Raw genomic sequence first — 20,425 nt, 5'->3', positions numbered from 1 at the left:
CCGGGTTAGCCCGCCTCGATGGAGCCGGCGGACTCGCCGCCGGACAGGGTGCCGTCGGTGATCAGCCCGAAGGTGGCCGTGCCCGACACGTCCCCTCCGAAGGTGATCGAATACGTCTCGCCCGCGCTGATGTCGGGGCTCGACACGACGAGGATCTGCGTGTCCTTGGCCGGAGTGATCGACGCCACCACTGCGCCGTCGCTGTCCGTCACGGTGACGGCGGTACCTGCCGTGACGGTCTGGCCGAGCGAGACGCCGATGACGGCCTGCGAGCCGCCGTCGGGCGCCTGTGCCATGCCCGCGGAGCCGGTGGCCACCAAGGTTCCACCGTCGATCTCGAAGGTGCCGTTGTAGTCGACCGCGCCGTTGCCATTGCTGGTGGGCCCGGCGACCACGACGGTGCCACCGGTCATGTAGACGTTGCCGTTGGAGTCGACGCCGTCGCCCTCCGAGTCGATGAACCACTCGCCGCCGGTGATCTCGATGGCCGCGTCCGAGGCCTGATCGCCCGCGCCGCCACCGCCGGGAGCCATCCCGCCGCCGGCTCCGCCTTCGCGCATGCCGGGCTCCGACGAGCCCGAGCCATCCGAGGCATTGAGGCCGTCGTCGCTCGACACCACGGTCGCGGTGCCGCCGTCGAGGTAGATGAGGGCGCCCTCAAGCCCCTCATACGACGACGCCACATCGATGGTGCCGGACGTGATGCGGAGGATCCCGTCGGCATGGACCGCGTCATCCTCCGCGGCGATGCCGATGTCTCCGCCCTCGATGGTCACCTGGTTGTAGGCGTCCATAGCGTCGGAGCCCGCCGTCAGGTCGAGGGTGCCGTCGGAGATCCATATGCGGCCCACGAGCGCGCTCGCGTCGTCGGCGTCGGCCGCGTTGTCGGACTTGAGGGCGTCGCCGCCCGCATCAACGGTGACGGAGCCGCCGCGGATCACCAGGTGATCCTTGCCGCGGATGCCGTCGTCCGTCGCGGTCACCACCACGGTCCCCGCATCGATCACCAGGGAATCCTTAGACGTGATGCCGTCCGCGGCGACGCCGTTGACGGTGAGCGACCCCGACCCGGTGATCCACAGGTCCGAGGTCGCGTAGATCGCGGCGTTGGGCGCGTCCTGCTCGTCGGATTCGGTGGCGCCGGCGGCGCCGGACACGGAGTTGGTCGAGCCGTCCGCGAGGTCGACCACCACCCAGTCGGCGTCCACCACCTCGATGCCCGCGACATCGGCCGCCGTGATGTCCATGCCGTCAAGCACAAGCGTGACCTGAGCCTTCTCTGCGTCGACGACCACCTGACCGGCGCTCAACGAGCCGCTCAGCACATAAGTGCCGGACGCCGTGATGGTCACGGTGTCGCCATCCACGCTCGCCCCGGAACCGTCCACGCTGGACGCGCCGTCGGCCAGGGTGATCGTGGACGCACGGGCGGCGTCGGCGTCGAGGTCGACGTCCTCGAGGCCGAGGTCGTCGACGGAGGTTGCCTCGGTCAGCGTGCTGAGATCGATCGCCGACTCTTCGCCGGTGGTTGCGTCCGTGGCTTCGCTCGCATCGGTCGCGTCGTCGGTCGTCGTCTGCTCGGTGACGGTCGCCTCGGACGACGAGTCGTCATCCGTGACCGAGCAGCCGGTGAGCAGGAGGGCTCCCAGGCCGATGCCGGCGAGGGCACTTGCGATGGGGTAGCGCATCAGGAGGGCCTTTCTCAGGCGCCGGCGAGGGCCGGCGCGGGGCGAACAGGTGCAAGGGGATGAACGTGGGCGCGCAGCGTGCGCGACCAGCGGTTGGCGGGCAGCGAGGTCTCGATGGCCGCGAGCGACGTGCAGTACTTGGAGACCTTCTGAGGGCGTGCACCGTGGCGCCACAGGGCGCGATCGACGTCCCCGGCGCGCGAGGGTGACTTGGTCTCGATGATCAGGACGTGCGGGAACGCCGCGGCGGCTCCCGAGGGCGATGTCCCCACCACGCGTTCATCGACCGTGACGCGGGCGTCGTCGGTCAACAGGGTGGTCCGCTCGTACGTGGTGGTGAGCGTGGCGACCAAGGCGCCCACGGCATCGGCCGTGTGGGGAAAGCCGGCGACGAAGTCCCATGCGGCAGGCGGCAGGGCGCCACCGGGGCGGGGCGTCGTGACGTCCTGCTCGGACAGCCACGCCCGGTGCTTGACGGTGTCGCCGGTGCGGGAGCGGAGCTTGACCTCGATCGCCGCGCCGCCGGTGTCGACGTAGCGCCTGGTACGCACCTTGAACCGGCGCGGACGGCGGTGGGCGGCGGCGCGAAAGCTCTCGCGGTCGGCGGTGTCGTAGTAGGTCGACTCGTAGCGGAAGCTGCGCAGGCCATCGATCTCGAGGACCCGCGGCGCCCGGGCGAGGTCGCCGAGGACCTCCGCCCAAGTGGCCGGCGTCACGAGGTACTTACGGTCCACGCGGCGCTGGAGGGAGGCGGTCTCGTCGAGCTCGGTGAGGCCCACGGGCGCGTAGGCGCAGCGCAGAGCGTCCCACGTGGTCATCGCGCGGCCCCGGCCGTCAGCATCTCGTCACGGCGGGCGGCCGATGCCGTGGTGGGCTCCGCGGCAGGGTTGCCGGGGCGGCGGGTGCCTGCCTCGTACCTGACCTCGCACAGGGTGGTCTGCTGCACCAGGTCGGTCTTCACGATCCGCATACGGTGCACGGTGGCGCCCAGGAGGTCCTCAAGCTCACGGCGAGCCTCGTCCTCGGTCGACACGGCGGTGTCGAGCATCACGTGCTGGGTGCGGTAGCGGCTGAGCAGGCGCGGAGAGTCGCCGATCGCCATCATCACCAGCATGACCGCCATGAGGCTGAGCCCGACGGCCTGGTTGATGCCGGGGAAGCCGCCCAAGAGGCCGAGCGCGATCGCGGTGAAGTAGTACGCGATCTCCTCGTGACCCATTTCCGTCGAGCGCAGCCGGATGATCGACAGGACGGCGAAGATGCCCAAACCAAAGCCGAGCGACACATCGGCCGTGGCCATCGCGTAAGTGACGCCCATGACGCCCACGTTGATCGCGAGGAAGGCGACAATCATGTCGCGGCGGCGGTGACGGGGGAAGTACAGGCCGAACACCAGCACGCTGATGGCGAGGAGGTCGGCGGCGATGAGGAGGAAGACGGACATGGGGGCCTCGGGTCTCTAGGGCTCTAGTTCTCTAGGGCTCGTTCACTGGGGCTCGGGGTGAGCGGTCGATGTGTTCCATTTCACCGGCGGTTCCTCAGAGCAGGCTGGGAATGGTGGGGGAGCACGCTGGGACCTTCACTGAGGTCCCTGTGAGGCGCCTCCCAGCGATCTCCCAGGCACGAGTGCCACACTGGCGCCATGGCAAACCGACGCATCCTCGTAGTGGACGACGAAGAGAACCTCCGCACCATGCTCGTCGCCGCCCTGCGCTACGAGGGCTACGACGTCATTCAGGCCGCCGACGGCGCCGAGGGACTGAAGGCCGTGCGCGAGCACCGACCCGATCTCGTGGTGCTCGACGTGATGATGCCTCACGTCGACGGCTTCCAGATGTGCCGGCGTATGCGCGAATCGGGCGACCGCACGCCTGTGATCTTCCTCACCGCGCGCGATTCCTCGACGGACAAGGTCGAGGGGCTCACCATCGGCGGTGACGACTACCTCGACAAGCCGTTCAACCTGGACGAGCTGGTCGCGCGCGTGGAGGCGGTGTCGCGCCGCGTGGAGCACGCACCCAGCGCGTCCTCGACCTACACCGTGGCGGACCTGGTGCTGGATGACATCTCCCACCGCGTCACGCGTGGAGGCGAGGAGATCCAACTGTCCCCGACCGAGTACCGCCTGTTGCAACACCTCATGCGCAACGTGGGCCGCGTGCTGTCGCGCGGACAGCTGCTCGAGGCGGTGTGGGGCTACTCCCCTGACGACGACCCCTCGGTGGTCGAGACCTACATCGGCTACGTGCGTCGCAAGGTCGACGCCGCGGAGCCCAAGCTCATCCACACCATCCGCGGCGCGGGCTACACCCTGAGGGCGCCGTGACGTCTGTCTTTGGTCGGGTCCGCCGCACCCTATCCCTGCGCGATCGCCTCTTCGTCGGCCTTGCAGTGGTGGGTCTCGTCGCCATCGGCGTCGCCATCATCGTGACGTTCACGACACGCTCGTACCTGGTGTCGCAACTGGACGACCGGTTGGACTCGTATGCGGGGCCGGCGATCCTCGAGCAGCAGCAGATCCGGCCGCTGTTCGAACTCGACAATGAGGACGGCACCCGCCGCACTGAGGCCTGGCGCGGGTGGGTGGACACTGACGGAGTCCTGCATCCCGTCTCGTCGCCCACGGTCGAGGGCGCCACGGATGCCAACCCCGTCCTGACCTATGACGACCTGACGGAGAGCACCACCCACCTCACGACCGAGTCCTCCGACGGCTCGGGCGACTTCCGCGTCCTGGTCCGCCCCTTTGGCGGCGGCTGGGACATCACCGCCCTGCCGCTGGACGACGTCGACGCGGCCACGGCCCGGCTGGTCATCATCGAGGTGGTGGGGATCGCTCTCATGCTCGGCGGGCTCGGGATCGTGGCCTGGTGGGTCAACCGGCTGGGGATCGCGCCCATGCGCAGGATGGTGTCGGCATCGTCGCAGGTGGCCCAGGGTGACCTCGACGTGCGCCTCGAGACCGGCGCCGGCTCCACCGAGACCGACGAGTTAGCCCACTCACTCAATACGATGATCGGAACCCTCACGGCCTCGCTCGAGGAACGTGAGAGGTCCGAGGCGCGGCTGCGCGAGTTCGTGGCCGATGCGTCCCATGAGCTGCGCACGCCCCTCACCACGGTGCTGGGTTACGCCGAGCTTCACCGCCGGGGCGCCCTCGCAGGCAGTGACGCGCAGGACGACGCGTGGGGTCGCACCGAGGCCGAGGCTGCCCGCATGCGCCGCCTGGTTGAGGACATGCTCACGCTCGCGAAGTATGACGCGGAGCCGCATATCGAGATGCGCGACGTCGCACTCCAGACCCTTGCGACGGAGATCGTCGCGGACGCGACAGTGGCGTATCCCGCCACGGAGTTCACCTTCGGCGGAGGCGATGCGACCGTCTCCGCCGATGGCGACCGCCTGCGCCAAGCCTTGCTCAATGTCGTGGCGAACGCGGCCGTACACGGCGGACCTCACGTGACCGTGTCGGTCCTCGCCGGGCCCGATGGTGCCCGACTCACCGTGCACGACGACGGCCCCGGAATGGCGCCCGAGGTTGCGGCGCGAGCCACCGAGAGGTTTGTGCGTGGCGACAACTCGCGCCAGCGCGCCACCGGCGGCGCAGGGCTGGGACTGGCCATCACCGCCGCCATCGTGGACGCGCACGGCGGATCGCTCGATGTCGCATCGGCCGCGGGCGAAGGCACGACCATCACGATCTCGCTCCCCGTAGCCCAGGGCGCTGAGTCTTAAGCGTTCGGCACGTACGGGAACGCGACCGACGCGACCACCTCGTCCATCCCCGCCTGGATCACGTCCGCGACGTAGACCTCGCGCGACGGCATGTCGTCGCGGGGCGTCCCGTGCTGGGTCACCCACATCGCCACGGCGTCATAAGCCGCGAGGATGTCGGGGAACTCGAGGCCCATGCGGGTGACGTCGGTATACGCCTCCTCGTGCTCCTCCTCGATCTTCAGCACGATGGCGCCCTCGGGCTCGGCAGGGCCATCGATAACGATGACCACCTCGACGTAGGCGCTGTGGTCGGGCGTGACGGGTCCGTGAAACACCACGTAGGTGGGCCATGCGGGCGTCGTGGTGAGCTCCCGGAGGCCGGGGTGACGTTCGGACCATGAGAACAGGTCATGGAACGAGGACATGATGAACTGCTCGAGCTCGGGCTGGAACAGTTCCTTGCCCATCACCGCCAGTTTGCGGCGCGGCACAGTGCGGGTCTGGATCTCCATGGGGGGTTGCCCCTCTCTGCGCAGTCGCGCGGTCACATAGCGGCCGATGCCGCGGCGGTCCCCGTGCCGACGCTCCTCACCCACCCACCAGGCCTGGTAGATCGCGAGGGCGTCGTCAGGTGTGGCGTCGAGGATCTGCGCCACCACCGCAAGCGGCACGTCGATGCGCCGCAGGTCGCCGATGAGGGTCGCCCGGGGAATCTGCTGCGAAGCGTAGCGCCGGTAGCTCGTGACCGGGTCGACATGAGCGGGCGCCAGCAAACCGTGTTCGTCGTAGTGCCTCAACGCCTTGATCGACAGGCGCGTCAGCTTGGCGAACTCGCCGATGCCGTGCAGTGAACCGCTCATGGACGCCATGGTGGAGCCTCCCCTTGGAGGAGGGTCAAGCCCTCGGCAACTATTGTGGCGCGAGCCCGTTCACAGGGGGATGTCCACCATCCCCTCCGCGGAGATCTCCCAGCGCCGTTGGACCCCGAGCGACTCGACGAACTCCGCGTCGTGGCTGACCACGATGAGCGCGCCCCGGTAGCCCGCGAGCGCCTCGAGCAGGTGCGCGCGCGACGCGAAGTCGAGGTTGTTGGTGGGCTCGTCGAGCAGCAGCAACTGCGGCGCGGGGCGCGCGAGCAGCACCGCGGCGAGGGCGGCTCGCAGGCGCTCGCCGCCGGACAGCTGCGAGGCTGCGGCGTCCCCTGCGGCGCCGCGGAACAGGAACCGGGCGAGGGCCTCGCGCACCTCGTGGGGACCCGCGCCGGGTGCACGCCGGCGCACGTTCTCCACCACCGACTGCGCGGGGTCGAGCACGTCGAGCCGCTGCGGCAGGTATCCCACGGGAACCTGGACAGCAGCCTCACCACCCAGCGGCGCCACCTCCCCCAGCAGGGTCCTCAGCAGCGTGGTCTTGCCCGCGCCGTTTGGCCCCGCGAGCTCGATCCGCTCCGGGCCCTGCACACGCGCCGTCACCGACGCCCCCGTCGCCAGCACGCATGCCTCGAGCGCCAGCACGTCGCGCCTTGCCGGCACCTCTGTCCCCGGCAATTCCACGCGAATCTCACGATCGCGGTCGGCGGCGTCCTCGGCGCGCTGGAGCCGCTCGCGCGCGTCGGCGAGCCGGTCCTCGTGAATGCCGGTCACGCGCGCGAGCGTCGCCTGCGCCTGCCGCTTCTTGGCGCTCGCGAGGATCTTCGGCATGTCGGCGCCCTTCGCGGCGCCCACCTTGGATCGCCTGGCCGCGCCCTCGACATACGTGCGCAGCTCGCGATGCTGGCGGGCGGCATCGGCCTTCGCGGACCGCACCTCCTGCTCCACGGCCGCCCGCTCCACCGCGAGGGCCTCCTCGTAGACGGAGATGCCGCCGCCAAACCAGCGCAGTGACCCGCGCCTGAGCTCGCCGATCGCGCCCACCCGCGACAGCACCCGGCGGTCGTGCGAGACCACCAGAGTCGCGCCCCGTCGCGCCACCAGCGCCTCGATCACCGACGACGCAGCGGCAGCGTCGAGGTTGTTGGTGGGTTCGTCGAGCAGCAGCACATCGGGCCGCTCGTGCAGGGCTGCCGCAAGAGCGAGCCGGGTGATCTCGCCGCCCGACAGTTCGCCGACCACACGGTCGAGCGTGTCCCCGGGTAGACCCAGGGACGCGAGCGTCGCGGCGGCGCGCTCCTCGGCGTCCCAGTCGTCACCGATGACGTCGAAGTGGGCGGGGTCGACGTCGCCCGACTCGACCGCGCGAATAGCCGAACGGACCGCCGCCAGGCCCATCACGGCATCGGCCCTCAACTGGGGGTCGAGCGCCACGTCCTGGGCGACGTACGCGAGGCGCGGCGGGCGAGAAATCGCGCCGGCATCGGCCGCAAGAACCCCGGCGAGGAGCCGCAGCAGCGTGGACTTGCCGACCCCGTTGGCGCCGACGAGGGCGGACAGGCCGGAGTCGACCGCGCCGGTGACGTCATCCAAGGCGACGGAGCCGTCGGGCCAGGCAAAGGAAACGTGGGAAAAGGACAGGGAAGGCATAGGTTCTCGCAATGCGTCTGGTGGCAGGGATGCGCGTGGCCAGAACTCAAGCGTCTGGCGAACCTAGATCTTCAACGGGGTGTCCTTTGGTCGGGGATACGACGGCCATCAGCATACGCCGGGGCCGATGCGATGGTCATGTGGGCGGTCGGGCCACCGGGGTTGCCCGGTCATTAGCAGGTGGGGCTCACCACGGCATGGGGATGTCGGTGATGGGGTGCGCGTCGTCGGGGTTGTGGGGCAGCGTGCCTCCGTCGCCTCGGATGCACAGCCACCGCAGCGGCTCTGCGGACTCGGGCACGCAGCGCCAGGTTCGCATCACGCCTTGGCCCACGCGGATGGCGGTGCCGGGTCCCACGTCCACCACGTCGTCGTCGAGGCCCATCTGGCCCTGGCCGGCGAGGAAGAGGTACAGCTCCTCGTCCGACGAGTGCGCGTGCCAATACCCGGCCTCCTCGCCCGGCACCAGGGCATTCGCCGTGACGCCGACGAACTGCATGGGCAACTCGTGGTCAAGCACGCGGCGTCCGTCGCGGGTGCGGCCGGGCGCAAATCCGCCGTGGAAGTCGCGCCACTGGTCGATGCCGCCGATCTCGATGCGCTGGTAGTCACTCATGGCCCGAGTCTGGCACCCCGCCGCGCGCGCTGTGAGGAGGTTGGTGCGAGAAACGGGACGTCGACTCGCACCAACCTCCTCACAGGGCGCACGCGGGTGGCGGCTACACCAGCTTCTGCTTCACGTAGTGGACCACCGCGTTTGCATGCCCGTGGCCCATGCCGTGCTCGTCCTTCAGGACGGACACGATCTCCATGTGGGGACGACCCTGCGCCAGGCCGTCCGCCGCGATGTCGAGCCAGTCCTGCATGGGGTGCCCGTACTTCTTCTCGATGTTCGGGAAGTACGAGATGGGCCCGGCGAGCTTGGCCCCGGGCTCGATCACGGGCGCTGAGACACGGGGGTTGCCGGCGGCCGTCACCTCGCCACTCACACCAACACCTCGGACTCGAGCCTCGCGTACGAGGTCTCCATGCCGTCGGTCATCCCGGTGGCGAGGATCATGTCGCGCACCTCGGCGTTCGGGTAGGTAATGACGAGCGTCAGCAAGGTCGCACCCTCGATGGGGGTGAGGGTGAGCTCGTTGATGTTGGACTCGCCCGGCATGCCGATCATCCGCTCGGTCGTGACGGCGCGCAGCGGTGGATGAATCTCCAGCACCTCGCCCTCGAACCCAAAGGCCTCGCCCTCGGTGCCCTCGTCGGGCACCCACTCGCTGCGGTGGGTGTCACCCACGGCGAGCCCCACCTTGGCGACCGTCATGGTCCACCCGTCGGGGCCCAGCAGCCAGCGCTTGAGGAGCTCGGGCTCGTGGTGGGCGCGCCACACGTCCTCGACGCTGCCGCGGATGACGCGGGAGACGCGCACCTGGGTGTCGGACAGGATCTGCGCCTCGACGCTGCGGCCCGCGGCGAAGGACGCGAGGTCCGCGAGCACCTCGTCGATCTGGCTCATGGCGGAGGTCATGCCCTCCTCCATGCCCATGCCCAGCAGCTGTTCGAGCTGATCCGCGGAGCCGAAGTGCGTGGTGGTGACGAGCCGCGAGCCGGTGGCGGTCTCCTCGAACTGGAACGTCATGCGCATGCTGGGCATGTCGGTGTTCTCGTGGCCGTCGCCGTCGGCGAAGCCGTCACGCACCTCGAACGAGTGGCCCTCGTCCACGTGCAGGAACTCCCAAAATCCCGAGGACGTCTCGCCGTCGGGTCCGGTCATCGTGTAATGCGAGCGACCGCCTGGGAAAACGTCATGCCTGGTAAAGGTCGCTGGCCACTCGACAGGGCCCCAGAACTTCTCGATCTGGCGCGGGTCGGTATAGGCCTCCCACAGGCGCTCGCGCGTCGCGGAAAAGTCGGCGATCACGGTCATCGTGAGGGCCTCGGGGTCCTTCAGAACTTCGGTGATGGGCATGGCGGTGCCTCTCTTCGCTGGCTACTGCTGGGGTGGGGTGTCGTCGAGCAAGGCGTCAAGGCGGCCGATGCGGGCCACCCAGATCTGCTCGTAGGCGTCCAGCAATCGCTGGGCGCGACGGATGGCGTCGGGATTGCCACGCACCACACGCTCGCGGCCGCGGGGACGCTTGGTCACGAGTCCCGCTCCCTCCAGGACGGCGACGTGCTTTTGCACGGCGGCAAAGGACATCGAGTAGGCGCCGGCGAGTTCCGAAACGGAGGCCTCGCCCGCGAGGGTGCGGCGCACGATGTCGCGGCGCGTCGCATCGGCGAGGGCCCGGAAGATCCGGTCCACCTCGTCGTCGGTCAGCTCTGCCGAGCTATTTACAACCATGTGGTTGTACGTTACGCGTGTCGGTGGGGGCTGTCAACAGACGGCGGCCGATGCTCCCCTCGCCTTTTCCCCGCGTCTCACCCACCATGGGAGTCAAGGAGGCACGATGAAGTTCCTCATGCTGATCATTCACGACGACCCGACGGTGACCGAGGCGGACATCGAGGCCGCGCCCAGCCACGAGTCCTGGTTCGACTACGCGCACGCGCGGCGCGCATACGACCTGGGGATCAGGTGCGACGAGCGCGACAGCGCGCGCACGGTGCGGGTGCGCGACGGCCATATCCGGGTGAGCGACGGCACGGTCAACGATGCCGCCGAGTGGGTCGCGGGCGTGGCCCTCATCGACGCCGAGGACATGAACGACGCCATCGAGATTGCGCTGCGCAATCCCGCAGCGTCGTACGGCGCGATCGAGGTCAGGCCCGTACATTCGTTCGGGGGGCCGCTGATTGATGACCCCGGCTCTCACCCCTCACCGCGCGCATAGAGACGCTGGAGCTCCTCGAAGTGCGCGTCGCTCGCGACGGCGGCGGGCTGCTGGCCCCCAAGGTATTGGGCAAGCCGGTCCAGGTGCCAATGCCATCCCGCGGCGTAGTCGGGGTGGTGGGGATCGGGCCCCAGGTGGTCGAAGGTGAGCGACGTGCCGTCGTCGTCGGAGTCGAGCATGATCACCACGTGCCAGCGCCCCTCGGGCGCGTCCCATGCGTACTCCACCACGGCGAGGTCATCCCAGGCGAGCACGTCGCCGCGCATGGTCCCGTAGTCGCCGAGGTCGGAGGTGACGACACCTCCCTCGCGCGGCTCGAACACGAGAGGAAACGCCCAGGCGCCCGTGCCCTCGAGGCTCGTGACCGCGTCCCACACGGCGCGCACGGGAGCCTCAAGGCGCCTCTCAAAGCGCAGCACCTCGACGCCGTCCTGCTCGATGACCCTGCCCTCGTCGGCCGGGTCGATGTCCACCACCGTGTCCATACGGCCAGTGTGCCCCGAGCGCGGCTCGCGCGCACGGCATCGGCCGATCGCCGTCCGCCGGGCAACCGGCCCTAGGCTCTGCCCCATGACCATCGCCGCGACGCTCGTCGTCGTTCTCGCCGCGGGCCTTGCCGCCCAGCTTGTCGCCGCGCGCCTGCGCATCCCCGCGATCGTGGTGCTCATCGCCACGGGACTGATCCTGGGCCCCCTCAGTGGGGTCGTGACGGTGCCGGCTGACTCCGCGGAGGTGTCGGCGTTCATCGGGCTTGGCGTCGCGGTCGTGCTCTTCGAGGGTGCGATGGACCTGCGTTTTGGTGAGATCGAGCGGGTGAGCAAGGGCATTCGCCGGCTGACGTTGTTGGGCCCACCCGTGGCGATGATCCTGGGCGCGCTCGCGGCTCACTACGTGGGCGGCCTCGAGTGGCCCGTCGCGTGGGTCCTGGGCGCGCTGCTGGTGGTCACCGGCCCCACCGTCATCATCCCGTTGCTGCGACAGGCCAACCTCAACAAGGAGTCGTCCTCCCTGCTCAAGTGGGAAGGCATCATCAACGACCCCATCGGCGTCCTGCTCGCGATGCTCACCTTGCAGTACTTCCTGATCGCCGATGCCGGCGTGGGCGGGGACCTCGAGTTCATCTCCCGCGGGCTCGGGGTGGCCTCCGTGGTGGTCACCCTCGTGGGCGCCATCATCACCGCCGTCGTGCTCGGCGCAGGGGTCGGCGTGCTGCTCGGCATCGTGTTTAGGCGCGGCTGGGTCAACGCGCACCTCAAGTCGCCGCTGCTGCTGGTCGCGGTGCTCGTGGTCTCGACGCTCGCGGACATCGTCGTCGACGAATCGGGCCTGCTCGCCGTGACGCTCATGGGCATCGTGCTGGGCAACATGAACCTCGCCGAGCGAGAGCAGTTGCTGGACTTCAAGGAGGGCCTGTCGGTCGTCATCCTGTCCGCGCTGTTCATCATCATCCCCGCGCAGCTCGACATCGACCAGCTGCTCAAGATCGACTGGCGCATCATCGGCTTCATCGTGGTGCTGATGTTCGTGGTCCGGCCGGTCACGGTCGCCCTCGTCACCATCCGCTCGCCGCTCAGGTGGCAGGATCGCGTGCTGATGGGCTGGATCGCGCCGCGTGGCATCGTCGCCGCCGCCACCGCTGGTGTGTTTGGCCCGGAGCTCGTGGAGGCCGGCTACGAGGACGGCGCGGTCTTCCTTCCCACCGTCTTCCTCGTGATCATCGTGACCGTGCTGGCGCACGGCTTCTCGCTGGGATGGATCTCGCGCCGCCTGGGGCTCTCTGCCGGGACCAAGAACGGCCTGCTCATTGTGGGGGCCTCGGCGTGGGCGCAGTCCCTCGCGACCACCCTGACACGACTCAAGGTGTCGGTCGTGGTAGCCGACGGCACCTACCAGCGCCTTCAGCCGCTGAGGATGGCGGGCGTGCCGACGTACTTTGGCGAGATCCTGTCCGAGCACGCGGAGCGCACCCTCGAGACCGCGCCCCTGTCCTACCTGTTGTGCGCGTCCGACAACGACTACTACAACGCCCTCGTCGCGCGCACCGAGGGCCCCGAGTTCGGCTACCACCGCACGTTCCAGATCGCCACGCACTCCGAGAGCGCCCACGAGGAGCGCCGCCTCACCTTCGAGCGGCGCGGGTCCATCGCCTTCGACGGCAAGTTCGACTGGTTCGCCCTCGACGAGCGCGTGGCCCAGGGCTGGACGATCCACACCACCAAGATCACCGAGGACTTCGGGTGGAAGGCGTGGCGCGACCGCCAGGGCGAGCGCGGCGTCGAGTGGATGCTGGTGGGCGAGGTCGACCACACCGGGTTGTTCCGGCTGTACTCCTATGACCAGGACTTCACCCCGGAAGCAGGGGCGACCATCTTGTACTTCGCGCCCGCGCAGTCCAAGCGTGAGCGCGCCGCGGAGCGCGCCACGCGCACGGCCCCGACGCCCATCACCGAGGCCTAGCTCCCCGCTGCGTGATCCCGACAGTGTGAACCGGGCTGAGGCGCGCCACGCCGGCTACGACGCCGTAGAGACCCCGCTGGCCCGCGCGTCGCGGGCCGTTCCGGTTCGAACTGTCTGGGGAGGGGCGGGTTAGCCCTCGCGCACCCGCGCGATGACCTGCGCGTACTGGTCGGTCTCGACCATGCCGGGGATGCCGAAGCGCTCGCCCACCACCGTGAAGGGCACGCCCGTGGCGCCCATGGCCGATGCTTGCGCGTGCTCGCCGCGCACCGCGTCGGCGTGGGTGTCGGCCGCCAAGACGGCCTCGCCGCTGGCGCGGTCCAGCCCGGCCTCGACTGCCACGTCCACGAGGGCGGCGTGATCGGTGATGTCGAGCGTGCCGCCAAAGTGGCCGCGCTGGATCGCCTCGCGCACGTCGAGCGCGAGCGTCGGAGAGACGGCGGCCGCCTCCGCGACCAGGCGGTGCGCTGGCATCGTGTCGCCGATGATGCGGTCGTTGCTGAACGGCAGTCCCTCGGCGTGTGCGAGGTCGACGATGCGCTGCTGGCTCGCCTCGACCTGCTCGACCGTGCCACCGAACTTCTCGGCGAGGTACTCGAGCGCGGGCCTGCGCTCGCCGCCCTCGGGGTTGAGCTGGAAGGCACGAGGGACGATCGTCACGTCCGCGTCGGCGGCCTTGCGCAGGCGCGCCTCGCCGATGTAGCAGAAGGGGCAGACGATGTCCGCCCACACGTCGATGATCACGGGGGAGTCAGAAGCCATAACACCGGAACATACATGAATGTTCAAGCATTCCTGGAGCCGTCCTGCTAAAAGCCGTCGAGCCCCTCGTCGAGCCCGTCGAGGACGCGGTACGCGTTGGCGACCGTCGTGAGATCCGGATCCACGCCGCCGGTGGTGGGGAACACGGAGGTGTCGACGACGATCACGTTGGGGTGCCCCCACACGCGACCGCGCGGGTCCACGACCGATGCGGCCGGGTCGTGTCCCATGCGCGCCGTCCCTGCGGTGCGGGGCTCGACGAGCGGCGCTCGCATGGTGGCGACGTGGTGCGCGCCGGCCGCGGACAGCCAGTCGGCGGCGCGCTCACCCAGCGCCGCCCGGAGCCGCTCGTCCTGAGCGTGCGAGCGGCGCACCACCCGCACCACGGGGGCGCCCCACGCGTCGGTGGCACCCGGGTTCAAGGTGACCCTCGCATCGGCCATCGGCATGGGGTGGCCGTAGCCGGCGATGCGCTGCAGGCGCGGCAAAAGGCGCGCCAGGGAGCGCAGCACGGACGGACCGGCGAGCGGCACCAGCTCCGCCTGCTGCAGCGCCGCGAGGGCGGAGGCCGCGGTGGGCACGTGCTCGTTCGCGAGGACCGCCCCGCCCGCGAGCCCCTCGTTGTCGTGGCGAAAGTCCAGGGTCGCGATGGCCGGGCCGGGTCCCAGGTTGTCGTTGATGGCCTCCTCGAAGATCCCCACCGCCTCGACGCCCAGGCGTCCCTGCAGGTGGCGCCCCACCTGGTCGTGATCGTTGCCCAGTCCATGCGGCGCGGCGGCGGAGCGCGACGTCAGGAGCAGGCGCGCGGTCTCGATCGCGCCGGCGCCGAGCACAAACTCGTCCGCGTCGATGCGCCGCTCCCAACGACCGTCGGAGTCCATGCCCCGCACGAGCGCGCCGGTCACCCTGCCGTGGGTGTCCGTGCTCAGTTCGATCACGCGCGCGTCGAGGATGATCGACATGCGTGACGTGCGTGCCGCGCGCCACAGCGAGGTGTTCTGGCTGCCAGCCTTAGCGCCCACCGGGCACGCGAAGCCGATGCACTGCGCGCACCGTACGCACGCGGGCCGGCCACGGTAGGGCTCGGAGTTGACGAGCATCGGCACGCATTGGGTGTTCCACCCGAGCACGGTGGCACCCTCGCGGAGGGGGCCCGACGGGCGGGTGCGCGGGAGGGGCGGCAACGGGTACGGCCCGGAACGGTGGCCCTCATGGATGCCCACCCCTTCCGCTCCCGCCACGCCCCATTCGAACTCGGCGTGCGCGTAGTAGGGCTCGAGGTCCTCGTAGGCGACGGGCCAGTCCACGAGGGACGAGCCGTCCGGGACGCCGTAGGTCGACGCGAGCGCGAAGTCCTGGGGCGCGAAACGCCACGCCTGGGCGCCGTACACGCGCGTGCCGCCACCCAGGCCGAAGGCGCCGATGCTCCAGCGCGCCCGCGTGGGGTCGCCGCGACGGGCGCGGCCGGCATCGCCGCCGTCCGCGTGGGGACTGCCCAGGATGGGCAGGCCCGCGAGCGCACCGAGCCCGCCGTCCGGGCGCGCAGAGCGCAACAGGTCGCTCGAGAGCTCGGCGGTGGGCGGCATCCCGCCACGCTCGATCACCAGGACGTTGCGGCCGGCTTGGGTGAGCTCCTGCGCCGCGACGCCGCCGCCGGCACCGGAGCCGATGACGATCGCGTCGTAGTGGCCCAGGAGCGCACGCCGGTCGATGACGCACGCCGTGACCTCGTCGGGAAGGTCGGACCCCTCGGGCACGGGCGCTAGCGACCGCGTCCAGCCGATCGAGGGCCATACGTCGGGGCGAGCCACACCGATCTGACCCACCAGCGCCGCGAACCACCTGACCTCGGGGTCTCCCAGGTGGTCGCCCATCGAGTCCGGCGTGAGGCGAGTCATGAGCGCTCCGACGCGGGGGCGCCATTCGGGGTGATCGTGAGCGATGACGGCGCGCAACTGCGCGACGATGCCGTCGAGCGTGGGTGAGGAGTCGACGACATCGGGCAGCACCGCCCCCACCCACCGGGCGAGGGCCTCGTCGTCAACCCCGGTCATGGGGTTAAGGGTAAAGCCGGCGAGTGACGCCGATGTTTCGCGGTCCACTCTCCCGGTGCGATGACCTACGCGGCGGGTGCGGCAACAAGCCGGCGATACCCCGCGCCCGCAAGGAGGGCCACGACAACGGCCGCGGCGAAGATGCCCGCACCTGCCACGCCCGCAGGGGTGGCCGCGATGGCCGAGGCGAGCGCGACGACCACCACGGCGGCGAACAGCACCGGCATGAGTGGTTCGGTCGCGGCCGCGAGCGCGATGAGGGGCAGCGCGAGGTACTCCGCGGATTCAGTCGAGCGCAGCAGCACCACCCACAGGACGGCGAGGGCTCCCCACCAGATTCCCCGTGAACTGCGCCGGATCGCGAGCCCGCCGGCGGCGAACACCAGCACGAACAGCACCACGCCCAGGATCGTGTTCAGCGGCGCTCCGCCTGCCTCACCCCACGCGGCCACGATCGTTGCCACGGCGGCGACCACGACGGCCACGACCAGCACTGCTCGAAGGATCGCGGGCACCAGGGGACCAGAACGCATGATCACGATTGTCTCAAAGCCGCCGCCAACGCTCGACCAGTCGTGCACGGGTCTCGCAGGCCCCGTGCGGGGCGTAAGTTGGACATATGCGCCGCTACCCCGGGCTCGCATGAGCCGCACGTTCGCGTCGCTGGGCTACTTCAATTACCGCCTGTGGTTCGCGGGCGCCCTGGTGTCCAACGTCGGCACCTGGATGCAGCGGGTGGCGCAGGACTGGCTGGTCCTCACCGTGCTGTCCGCGGACTCCGGCATCGCTGTCGGCACCGTCACCGCGCTGCAGTTCCTCCCGTTCCTCCTGCTCGGCCCGTTCGCGGGCGTCCTCGTGGACCGCGTTGACCAACGCAAGATCCTCATCGCCACCCAGGTCGCGGCGGGAAGCCTGGGGCTCGCCCTCGGCGCGATCGTGCTCACGGGCCACGCGGAGCTGTGGCACGTCTACCTCTTCGCCTTCGGGCTCGGCGTCGTGTCCGCGGTGGACGTGCCCGCGCGCCAGACCTTCGTCGCGGCTCTGGTCCCCGCGGAGGGCCTTCCCAACGCCGTGGGCCTCAACAGTGCGTCGTTCAACGCCGCACGGCTCATCGGCCCCGCGGTCGCAGGCCTCACGGTCGCGTGGATCGGCATCGGCTGGGTCTTTGTGGTCAACGGCCTCACCTTCGCCGCGACGGTCGTGGCGCTGCTCGTGATGCGGCGCGCAGAACTGGTGGACGTGGAGAGGGCTCCGCGCGAGAAGGGCCAGGTGCGTCAGGGGCTGCGCTACGTGCGCCGTCGCCCCGACATCATGATGGTGATGATCGTGGTGTCCGTGGTCGCCGCGCTGGGCCTCAACTTCCAGATGACCAGCGCCCTCATGGCGCGCATCGAGTTCGGACGGGGCCCCGAGGACTACGGGATCATGGGCTCGGTGCTCGCGATCGGCTCCCTCGGCGGCGCCCTACTCGCCGCGAGGCGTGAGCGGCCGCGGCTCAGGCTCGTCCTCGGCGCGGCCGGGCTCTTCGGCCTCTCGAGCGCCATCATGGCGTCCATGCCGACATACGGGCTCTACATGCTCGCGTCCGTCGCCGTCGGGTTTTCGCAGCTCACCATGTTGACGAGCGCGAACGCCTACGTCCAGACCACCACCGTGCCGTTCATGCGTGGGCGTGTGATGGCGCTGTACTCCATGCTGCTGATGGGCTCCACCCCCATCGGCGCACCCATCATCGGATGGGTGGGCGAGCACGTGGGCCCGCGCTGGTCGGTGGGGGTGGGAGCCATCGCGTCGATCGTCGTGGCCGTCGCGGCGGCCACGTGGGCCGTGCGGTACTGGAACCTCGAGGTCACCTACCACCGGCATCGGCCGCTGCTCGAGTTCACCTACCCGAACCGGGTGAACGCGCGTGACGACGCGGTGCTGCGCCTCAGGGCTCAGCAGATCGAGGACTCGTCCGCTCAGCCCTGAGGCGCCAGGCACTCGCCGGGGCTTAGGCGGGCGGCGGGGTGCCGCCGGTCTCCTCGCGACGCTCGGTCACGTGGCGCTCACCGGCCGCGGGCTGGCCCGCAGCGGGCTGCGCGGTTCCAGCGGCGCCGGCCTGGGGCGCGGCCTCGGCGTGTGACTCGGTGACCGTGGTGCGCTTACGACCGCTCATCGCGAGCGAAATAATGATGCCGAGCGCACCGGCGGCCATGAGGATCCAGCCCACCAGGCCGAGGTCGATCGCGTCGACCGACTCGTTGAGGGCGAACGCGAGGATCGCGCCCACCGCGATCAGGAAAATACCGGAACCAATAGCCATCTTCTGCTCCTCCCGTGAGGGCGACGCTGCTCTCGAACGCGGATGCGCTGGGGTCGATCCCCTGACGGCGTCTGCACCTCATCAACGGCGCGCCAACCAGGAACTATTCCCGCGCCGCGCCTCACGAGGCCCTCACTGGCCGCCGATCGAGCCGCTGTCATTGCCCTCGCCACACGCCGCGAACAGCGCATACAAACGCTCCTCGGCGGTGCCCGTGGCCGTGTATTCGACCGCGATTTCCTCGCCGTCGACATCGATCCACGCGCGGAACACATAGGTCTTCTTCGACTCGGCGAAGGCGTGCGCGTCGCACCGGGACGCCCGGACTGTGACCGGCACCGTGACCGATTCCTGCCCAGGCGCCAGCGTGACCGGCAGGGCGCCCTCGGCGGGCTCGAGCGTGAAGATGACGTTGCCGCTGAGGCCCGTGAGGGTGGCGGCGGCGTCGGACGAACCGCGGGTGAGCGTCACCTCGGTGGAGGCCTCGACGCCCTCGGCGACCCACGCATCGGCCGCCGTCGTGAAAGCCGGCTGAGCGGCATCGGTCGCGACCTTGGCCGCGCACTCTTCCGCGTTGATCTCGGCGAGGACGGCGTCACTCAGCCTCACCTGCGTGGCCGCGAGCGTGAGGCCATCCTTGGCGCGCACCTCGACCGTCGCGACCGTCTGGCCCTCGCCCGCCGGACACACGGGCGCGCCCAGGGGGACCCTCAGGCGCGATTCGTCGCCATCGATGAGCAGCACGTTGGTGGGAACCGTGCCGGACGACGAGAAATACGGCGACGTCATGGACACGGAGGTGACGATGCCGCGCGGCTCGCTGGTCGCGGTCACGCGCACCTCCACCTTGCGTTCCGCCTCGAGCGTGCGCTGGCGGTGAATGGTGCCGATGGTCGCCACGGTAGGTGGGGGAATGGCCGATGCCGTGGCCGCCGGGGTCACGGGCGTCACCCCTACGGTGGGGTCGCCCGAGCACGCACTGAGCGCCACGATCGCGCCGATCGCGGCGCCGCTCACCACTCCTGCGGGGCGCATACGTCTCAGTGTGGACATCGATCCGTCTCGCGTCCAGCACCCGCAGGCACTGTCCTGCCACGATGGGTCCCATGAGCGACAGCACGGTGATCGAGAACGACACGTGGCGCGTGGGCCTGCTGCCCCACCTGGGCGGATCGGTGGCGTTCGGGCAGGTGCGGGTGAAGGACGAGTGGGTCGACGTTATGCGTCCCACGCCGCCGGACCCCGACATCCCCAAGCAAACCGCCTCGTACCCTCTGGTGCCGTGGTCGAACCGCATCGGCCATGCGCTGCTGAGGTTCGCCGGACGCGAGTACCAGCTGCGCGCCAACTGGCCCGACGGCTCGGCGATCCACGGCGCAGGCTGGGACTACCCCTGGAGCGTGGTCGAGCACACCGGCGAGCGCGCCGTCCTCGAGTTCGTCTCGCACGACGTCTACGGCGTGAACTGGCCGTGGTCGTTCACCGCACGGTTCACCTACGCCGTCGACGGCGACGACTTCGTGTGGACGTACGGCGTGCAGAACACGTCGCACGAGACATTCCCCGCCGGCTTTGGTCACCACCCGTATCTGCTGCGCTCTGTCGCGGGATCGGCCGATGCGGTCCTCCAGGTGGCGGCGAGCCGCGCCTTCGCGCTCGAGGACTCTCTGCCCACCGGGCCTGCCGGCACGGTGCGCGCCGAGGCGGACTTCCGCACGCCGCGGCCGCTGGGACGCGACGGGGTCGACGACTGCCTCACGGGCCGCACCGACGAGCGGCTCGCGGTGATCGAGTGGCCCCAGACCGTCCGCCTCGAGGTGCTCGCGGACGCTGCCTTGCAGCATGCGGTCCTGTACATCCCCGCTCACCGGGACTACTGGGCGCTCGAGCCCGTCTCGAACGCCAACGACGGATTCACGCTCGACGCCCAGGGCATTGAGGGCTCCGGCGTGTTCCTGCTGCAGCCGGGTGAGATGCGCACGGCGAACTTCCGGATGCGGGCGTCCGCCCTCGCGTAGGCCGCTAGGATGGGGGCGCGGCCTCGCCGCATGCGGGTGTAGTTCAATGGTAGAACTTCAGCTTCCCAAGCTGATAG

21 protein-coding genes are annotated in these 20,425 nt (G+C 69.9%); 6 read left to right on the top strand and 15 right to left on the bottom strand.

Going from position 1 to position 20,425, the window contains the following annotated elements; translation table 11 throughout:
* Positions 1–5 precede the first annotated feature (5 nt).
* The 3 genes from B7K20_RS12695 to B7K20_RS12685 are packed head-to-tail and all read right to left on the bottom strand — an operon-like array spanning position 6 to position 3,132.
* Positions 6–1,688 (bottom strand): carbohydrate-binding domain-containing protein, encoded by a 1,683-nt coding sequence (locus B7K20_RS12695; RefSeq protein ID WP_084102899.1) that lies wholly within the window; start codon positions 1,686–1,688, stop codon positions 6–8.
* A 14-nt stretch (positions 1,689–1,702) separates the two neighbouring features.
* Complete coding sequence (locus tag B7K20_RS12690; protein WP_084102898.1) at positions 1,703–2,506, bottom strand: VTC domain-containing protein; 804 nt, start codon at positions 2,504–2,506, stop codon at positions 1,703–1,705.
* Positions 2,503–3,132 (bottom strand): DUF4956 domain-containing protein, encoded by a 630-nt coding sequence (locus B7K20_RS12685; protein WP_084102897.1) that lies wholly within the window; start codon positions 3,130–3,132, stop codon positions 2,503–2,505. The genes B7K20_RS12690 and B7K20_RS12685 overlap by 4 nt, the downstream gene beginning before the upstream one ends.
* A 198-nt stretch (positions 3,133–3,330) precedes the next feature.
* On the opposite strand from B7K20_RS12685, the gene B7K20_RS12680 reads away from it, so the two are divergent.
* Both B7K20_RS12680 and B7K20_RS12675 read left to right on the top strand, forming a co-directional pair.
* Positions 3,331–4,014, top strand: coding sequence for a response regulator transcription factor (locus B7K20_RS12680; protein WP_084102896.1), 684 nt, complete (start codon positions 3,331–3,333; stop codon positions 4,012–4,014).
* Positions 4,011–5,423 carry a cell wall metabolism sensor histidine kinase WalK gene (locus B7K20_RS12675; RefSeq protein ID WP_084102895.1) on the top strand — a complete coding sequence of 471 codons (1,413 nt, stop codon included), beginning with the start codon at positions 4,011–4,013 and terminating at the stop codon, positions 5,421–5,423. Before B7K20_RS12680 ends, B7K20_RS12675 begins: the two co-directional genes overlap by 4 nt.
* Here B7K20_RS12675 and B7K20_RS12670 read toward each other — a convergent pair.
* The 6 genes from B7K20_RS12670 to B7K20_RS12645 form a co-directional block, all read right to left on the bottom strand.
* A complete protein-coding gene (locus B7K20_RS12670; RefSeq protein WP_159449419.1) occupies positions 5,420–6,265 on the bottom strand; it encodes a MerR family transcriptional regulator in 846 nt (281 codons plus the stop codon). The two genes, B7K20_RS12675 and B7K20_RS12670, sit on opposite strands and share 4 nt — an antisense overlap.
* Positions 6,266–6,334: 69 nt before the next feature.
* Positions 6,335–7,924, bottom strand: a complete 1,590-nt coding sequence (locus B7K20_RS12665) for an ABC-F family ATP-binding cassette domain-containing protein (protein WP_084102893.1) — start codon at positions 7,922–7,924, stop codon at positions 6,335–6,337.
* 187 nt (positions 7,925–8,111) lie between these two features.
* Complete coding sequence (locus tag B7K20_RS12660) at positions 8,112–8,540, bottom strand: cupin domain-containing protein (RefSeq protein ID WP_084102892.1); 429 nt, start codon at positions 8,538–8,540, stop codon at positions 8,112–8,114.
* 103 nt (positions 8,541–8,643) lie between these two features.
* Positions 8,644–8,901: a DUF4287 domain-containing protein gene (locus B7K20_RS12655; protein WP_200809107.1), complete on the bottom strand. Its 258-nt coding sequence runs from the start codon at positions 8,899–8,901 to the stop codon at positions 8,644–8,646.
* Between the two features lie 8 nt (positions 8,902–8,909).
* Positions 8,910–9,887, bottom strand: coding sequence for an SRPBCC family protein (locus tag B7K20_RS12650; RefSeq protein ID WP_084102891.1), 978 nt, complete (start codon positions 9,885–9,887; stop codon positions 8,910–8,912).
* A gap of 21 nt (positions 9,888–9,908) precedes the next feature.
* A complete protein-coding gene (locus tag B7K20_RS12645; protein WP_084102890.1) occupies positions 9,909–10,262 on the bottom strand; it encodes a metalloregulator ArsR/SmtB family transcription factor in 354 nt (117 codons plus the stop codon).
* A 106-nt stretch (positions 10,263–10,368) separates the two neighbouring features.
* On the opposite strand from B7K20_RS12645, the gene B7K20_RS12640 reads away from it, so the two are divergent.
* On the top strand, positions 10,369–10,752 hold the full coding sequence (locus B7K20_RS12640; protein WP_159449418.1) for a YciI family protein: 384 nt from the start codon (positions 10,369–10,371) through the stop codon (positions 10,750–10,752).
* Here the strand turns inward: B7K20_RS12640 and B7K20_RS12635 are convergent.
* The gene (locus B7K20_RS12635; protein WP_159449417.1) at positions 10,731–11,237 is read right to left on the bottom strand and encodes an SRPBCC domain-containing protein; all 507 of its coding nucleotides are present in this window, start codon (positions 11,235–11,237) and stop codon (positions 10,731–10,733) included. The genes B7K20_RS12640 and B7K20_RS12635 overlap by 22 nt on opposite strands.
* Before the next feature lie 85 nt (positions 11,238–11,322).
* Here B7K20_RS12635 and B7K20_RS12630 point away from each other — a divergent pair, with 85 nt between their 5' ends.
* On the top strand, positions 11,323–13,209 hold the full coding sequence (locus B7K20_RS12630; protein ID WP_159449416.1) for a sodium:proton antiporter: 1,887 nt from the start codon (positions 11,323–11,325) through the stop codon (positions 13,207–13,209).
* 129 nt (positions 13,210–13,338) lie between these two features.
* Here the strand turns inward: B7K20_RS12630 and B7K20_RS12625 are convergent, their stop codons facing one another.
* The 3 genes from B7K20_RS12625 to B7K20_RS12615 form a co-directional block, all read right to left on the bottom strand.
* Entirely contained in the window at positions 13,339–13,971 is a 633-nt protein-coding gene (locus B7K20_RS12625; RefSeq protein ID WP_084102887.1) for a DsbA family protein, read from the bottom strand.
* 47 nt (positions 13,972–14,018) lie between these two features.
* Positions 14,019–16,025, bottom strand: coding sequence for a GMC oxidoreductase (locus tag B7K20_RS12620; protein WP_084102886.1), 2,007 nt, complete (start codon positions 16,023–16,025; stop codon positions 14,019–14,021).
* Positions 16,026–16,090: 65 nt separating this feature from the next.
* Positions 16,091–16,558 carry a hypothetical protein gene (locus B7K20_RS12615; RefSeq protein ID WP_144018691.1) on the bottom strand — a complete coding sequence of 156 codons (468 nt, stop codon included), beginning with the start codon at positions 16,556–16,558 and terminating at the stop codon, positions 16,091–16,093.
* A 109-nt stretch (positions 16,559–16,667) separates the two neighbouring features.
* Here B7K20_RS12615 and B7K20_RS12610 point away from each other — a divergent pair, with 109 nt between their 5' ends.
* Positions 16,668–17,996, top strand: coding sequence for an MFS transporter (locus B7K20_RS12610; RefSeq protein WP_084102884.1), 1,329 nt, complete (start codon positions 16,668–16,670; stop codon positions 17,994–17,996).
* A gap of 22 nt (positions 17,997–18,018) precedes the next feature.
* Here B7K20_RS12610 and B7K20_RS12605 read toward each other — a convergent pair whose 3' ends face one another.
* Positions 18,019–18,330: a DUF6458 family protein gene (locus tag B7K20_RS12605; protein ID WP_084102883.1), complete on the bottom strand. Its 312-nt coding sequence runs from the start codon at positions 18,328–18,330 to the stop codon at positions 18,019–18,021.
* A 132-nt stretch (positions 18,331–18,462) separates the two neighbouring features.
* A complete protein-coding gene (locus B7K20_RS12600; RefSeq protein WP_084102882.1) occupies positions 18,463–19,365 on the bottom strand; it encodes a hypothetical protein in 903 nt (300 codons plus the stop codon).
* 71 nt (positions 19,366–19,436) lie between these two features.
* Between B7K20_RS12600 and B7K20_RS12595 the strand changes: the two genes are divergently transcribed.
* Complete coding sequence (locus B7K20_RS12595) at positions 19,437–20,348, top strand: aldose epimerase (RefSeq protein ID WP_159449415.1); 912 nt, start codon at positions 19,437–19,439, stop codon at positions 20,346–20,348.
* Positions 20,349–20,425: the final 77 nt, after the last annotated feature.

This window comes from Demequina sp. NBRC 110051 (genome assembly GCF_002090055.1).
Classification (GTDB): domain Bacteria; phylum Actinomycetota; class Actinomycetes; order Actinomycetales; family Demequinaceae; genus Demequina.
The sequence above is the reverse complement of the archived record's forward strand: the minus strand, read 5'-3'. Positions and strand labels throughout refer to the sequence as shown.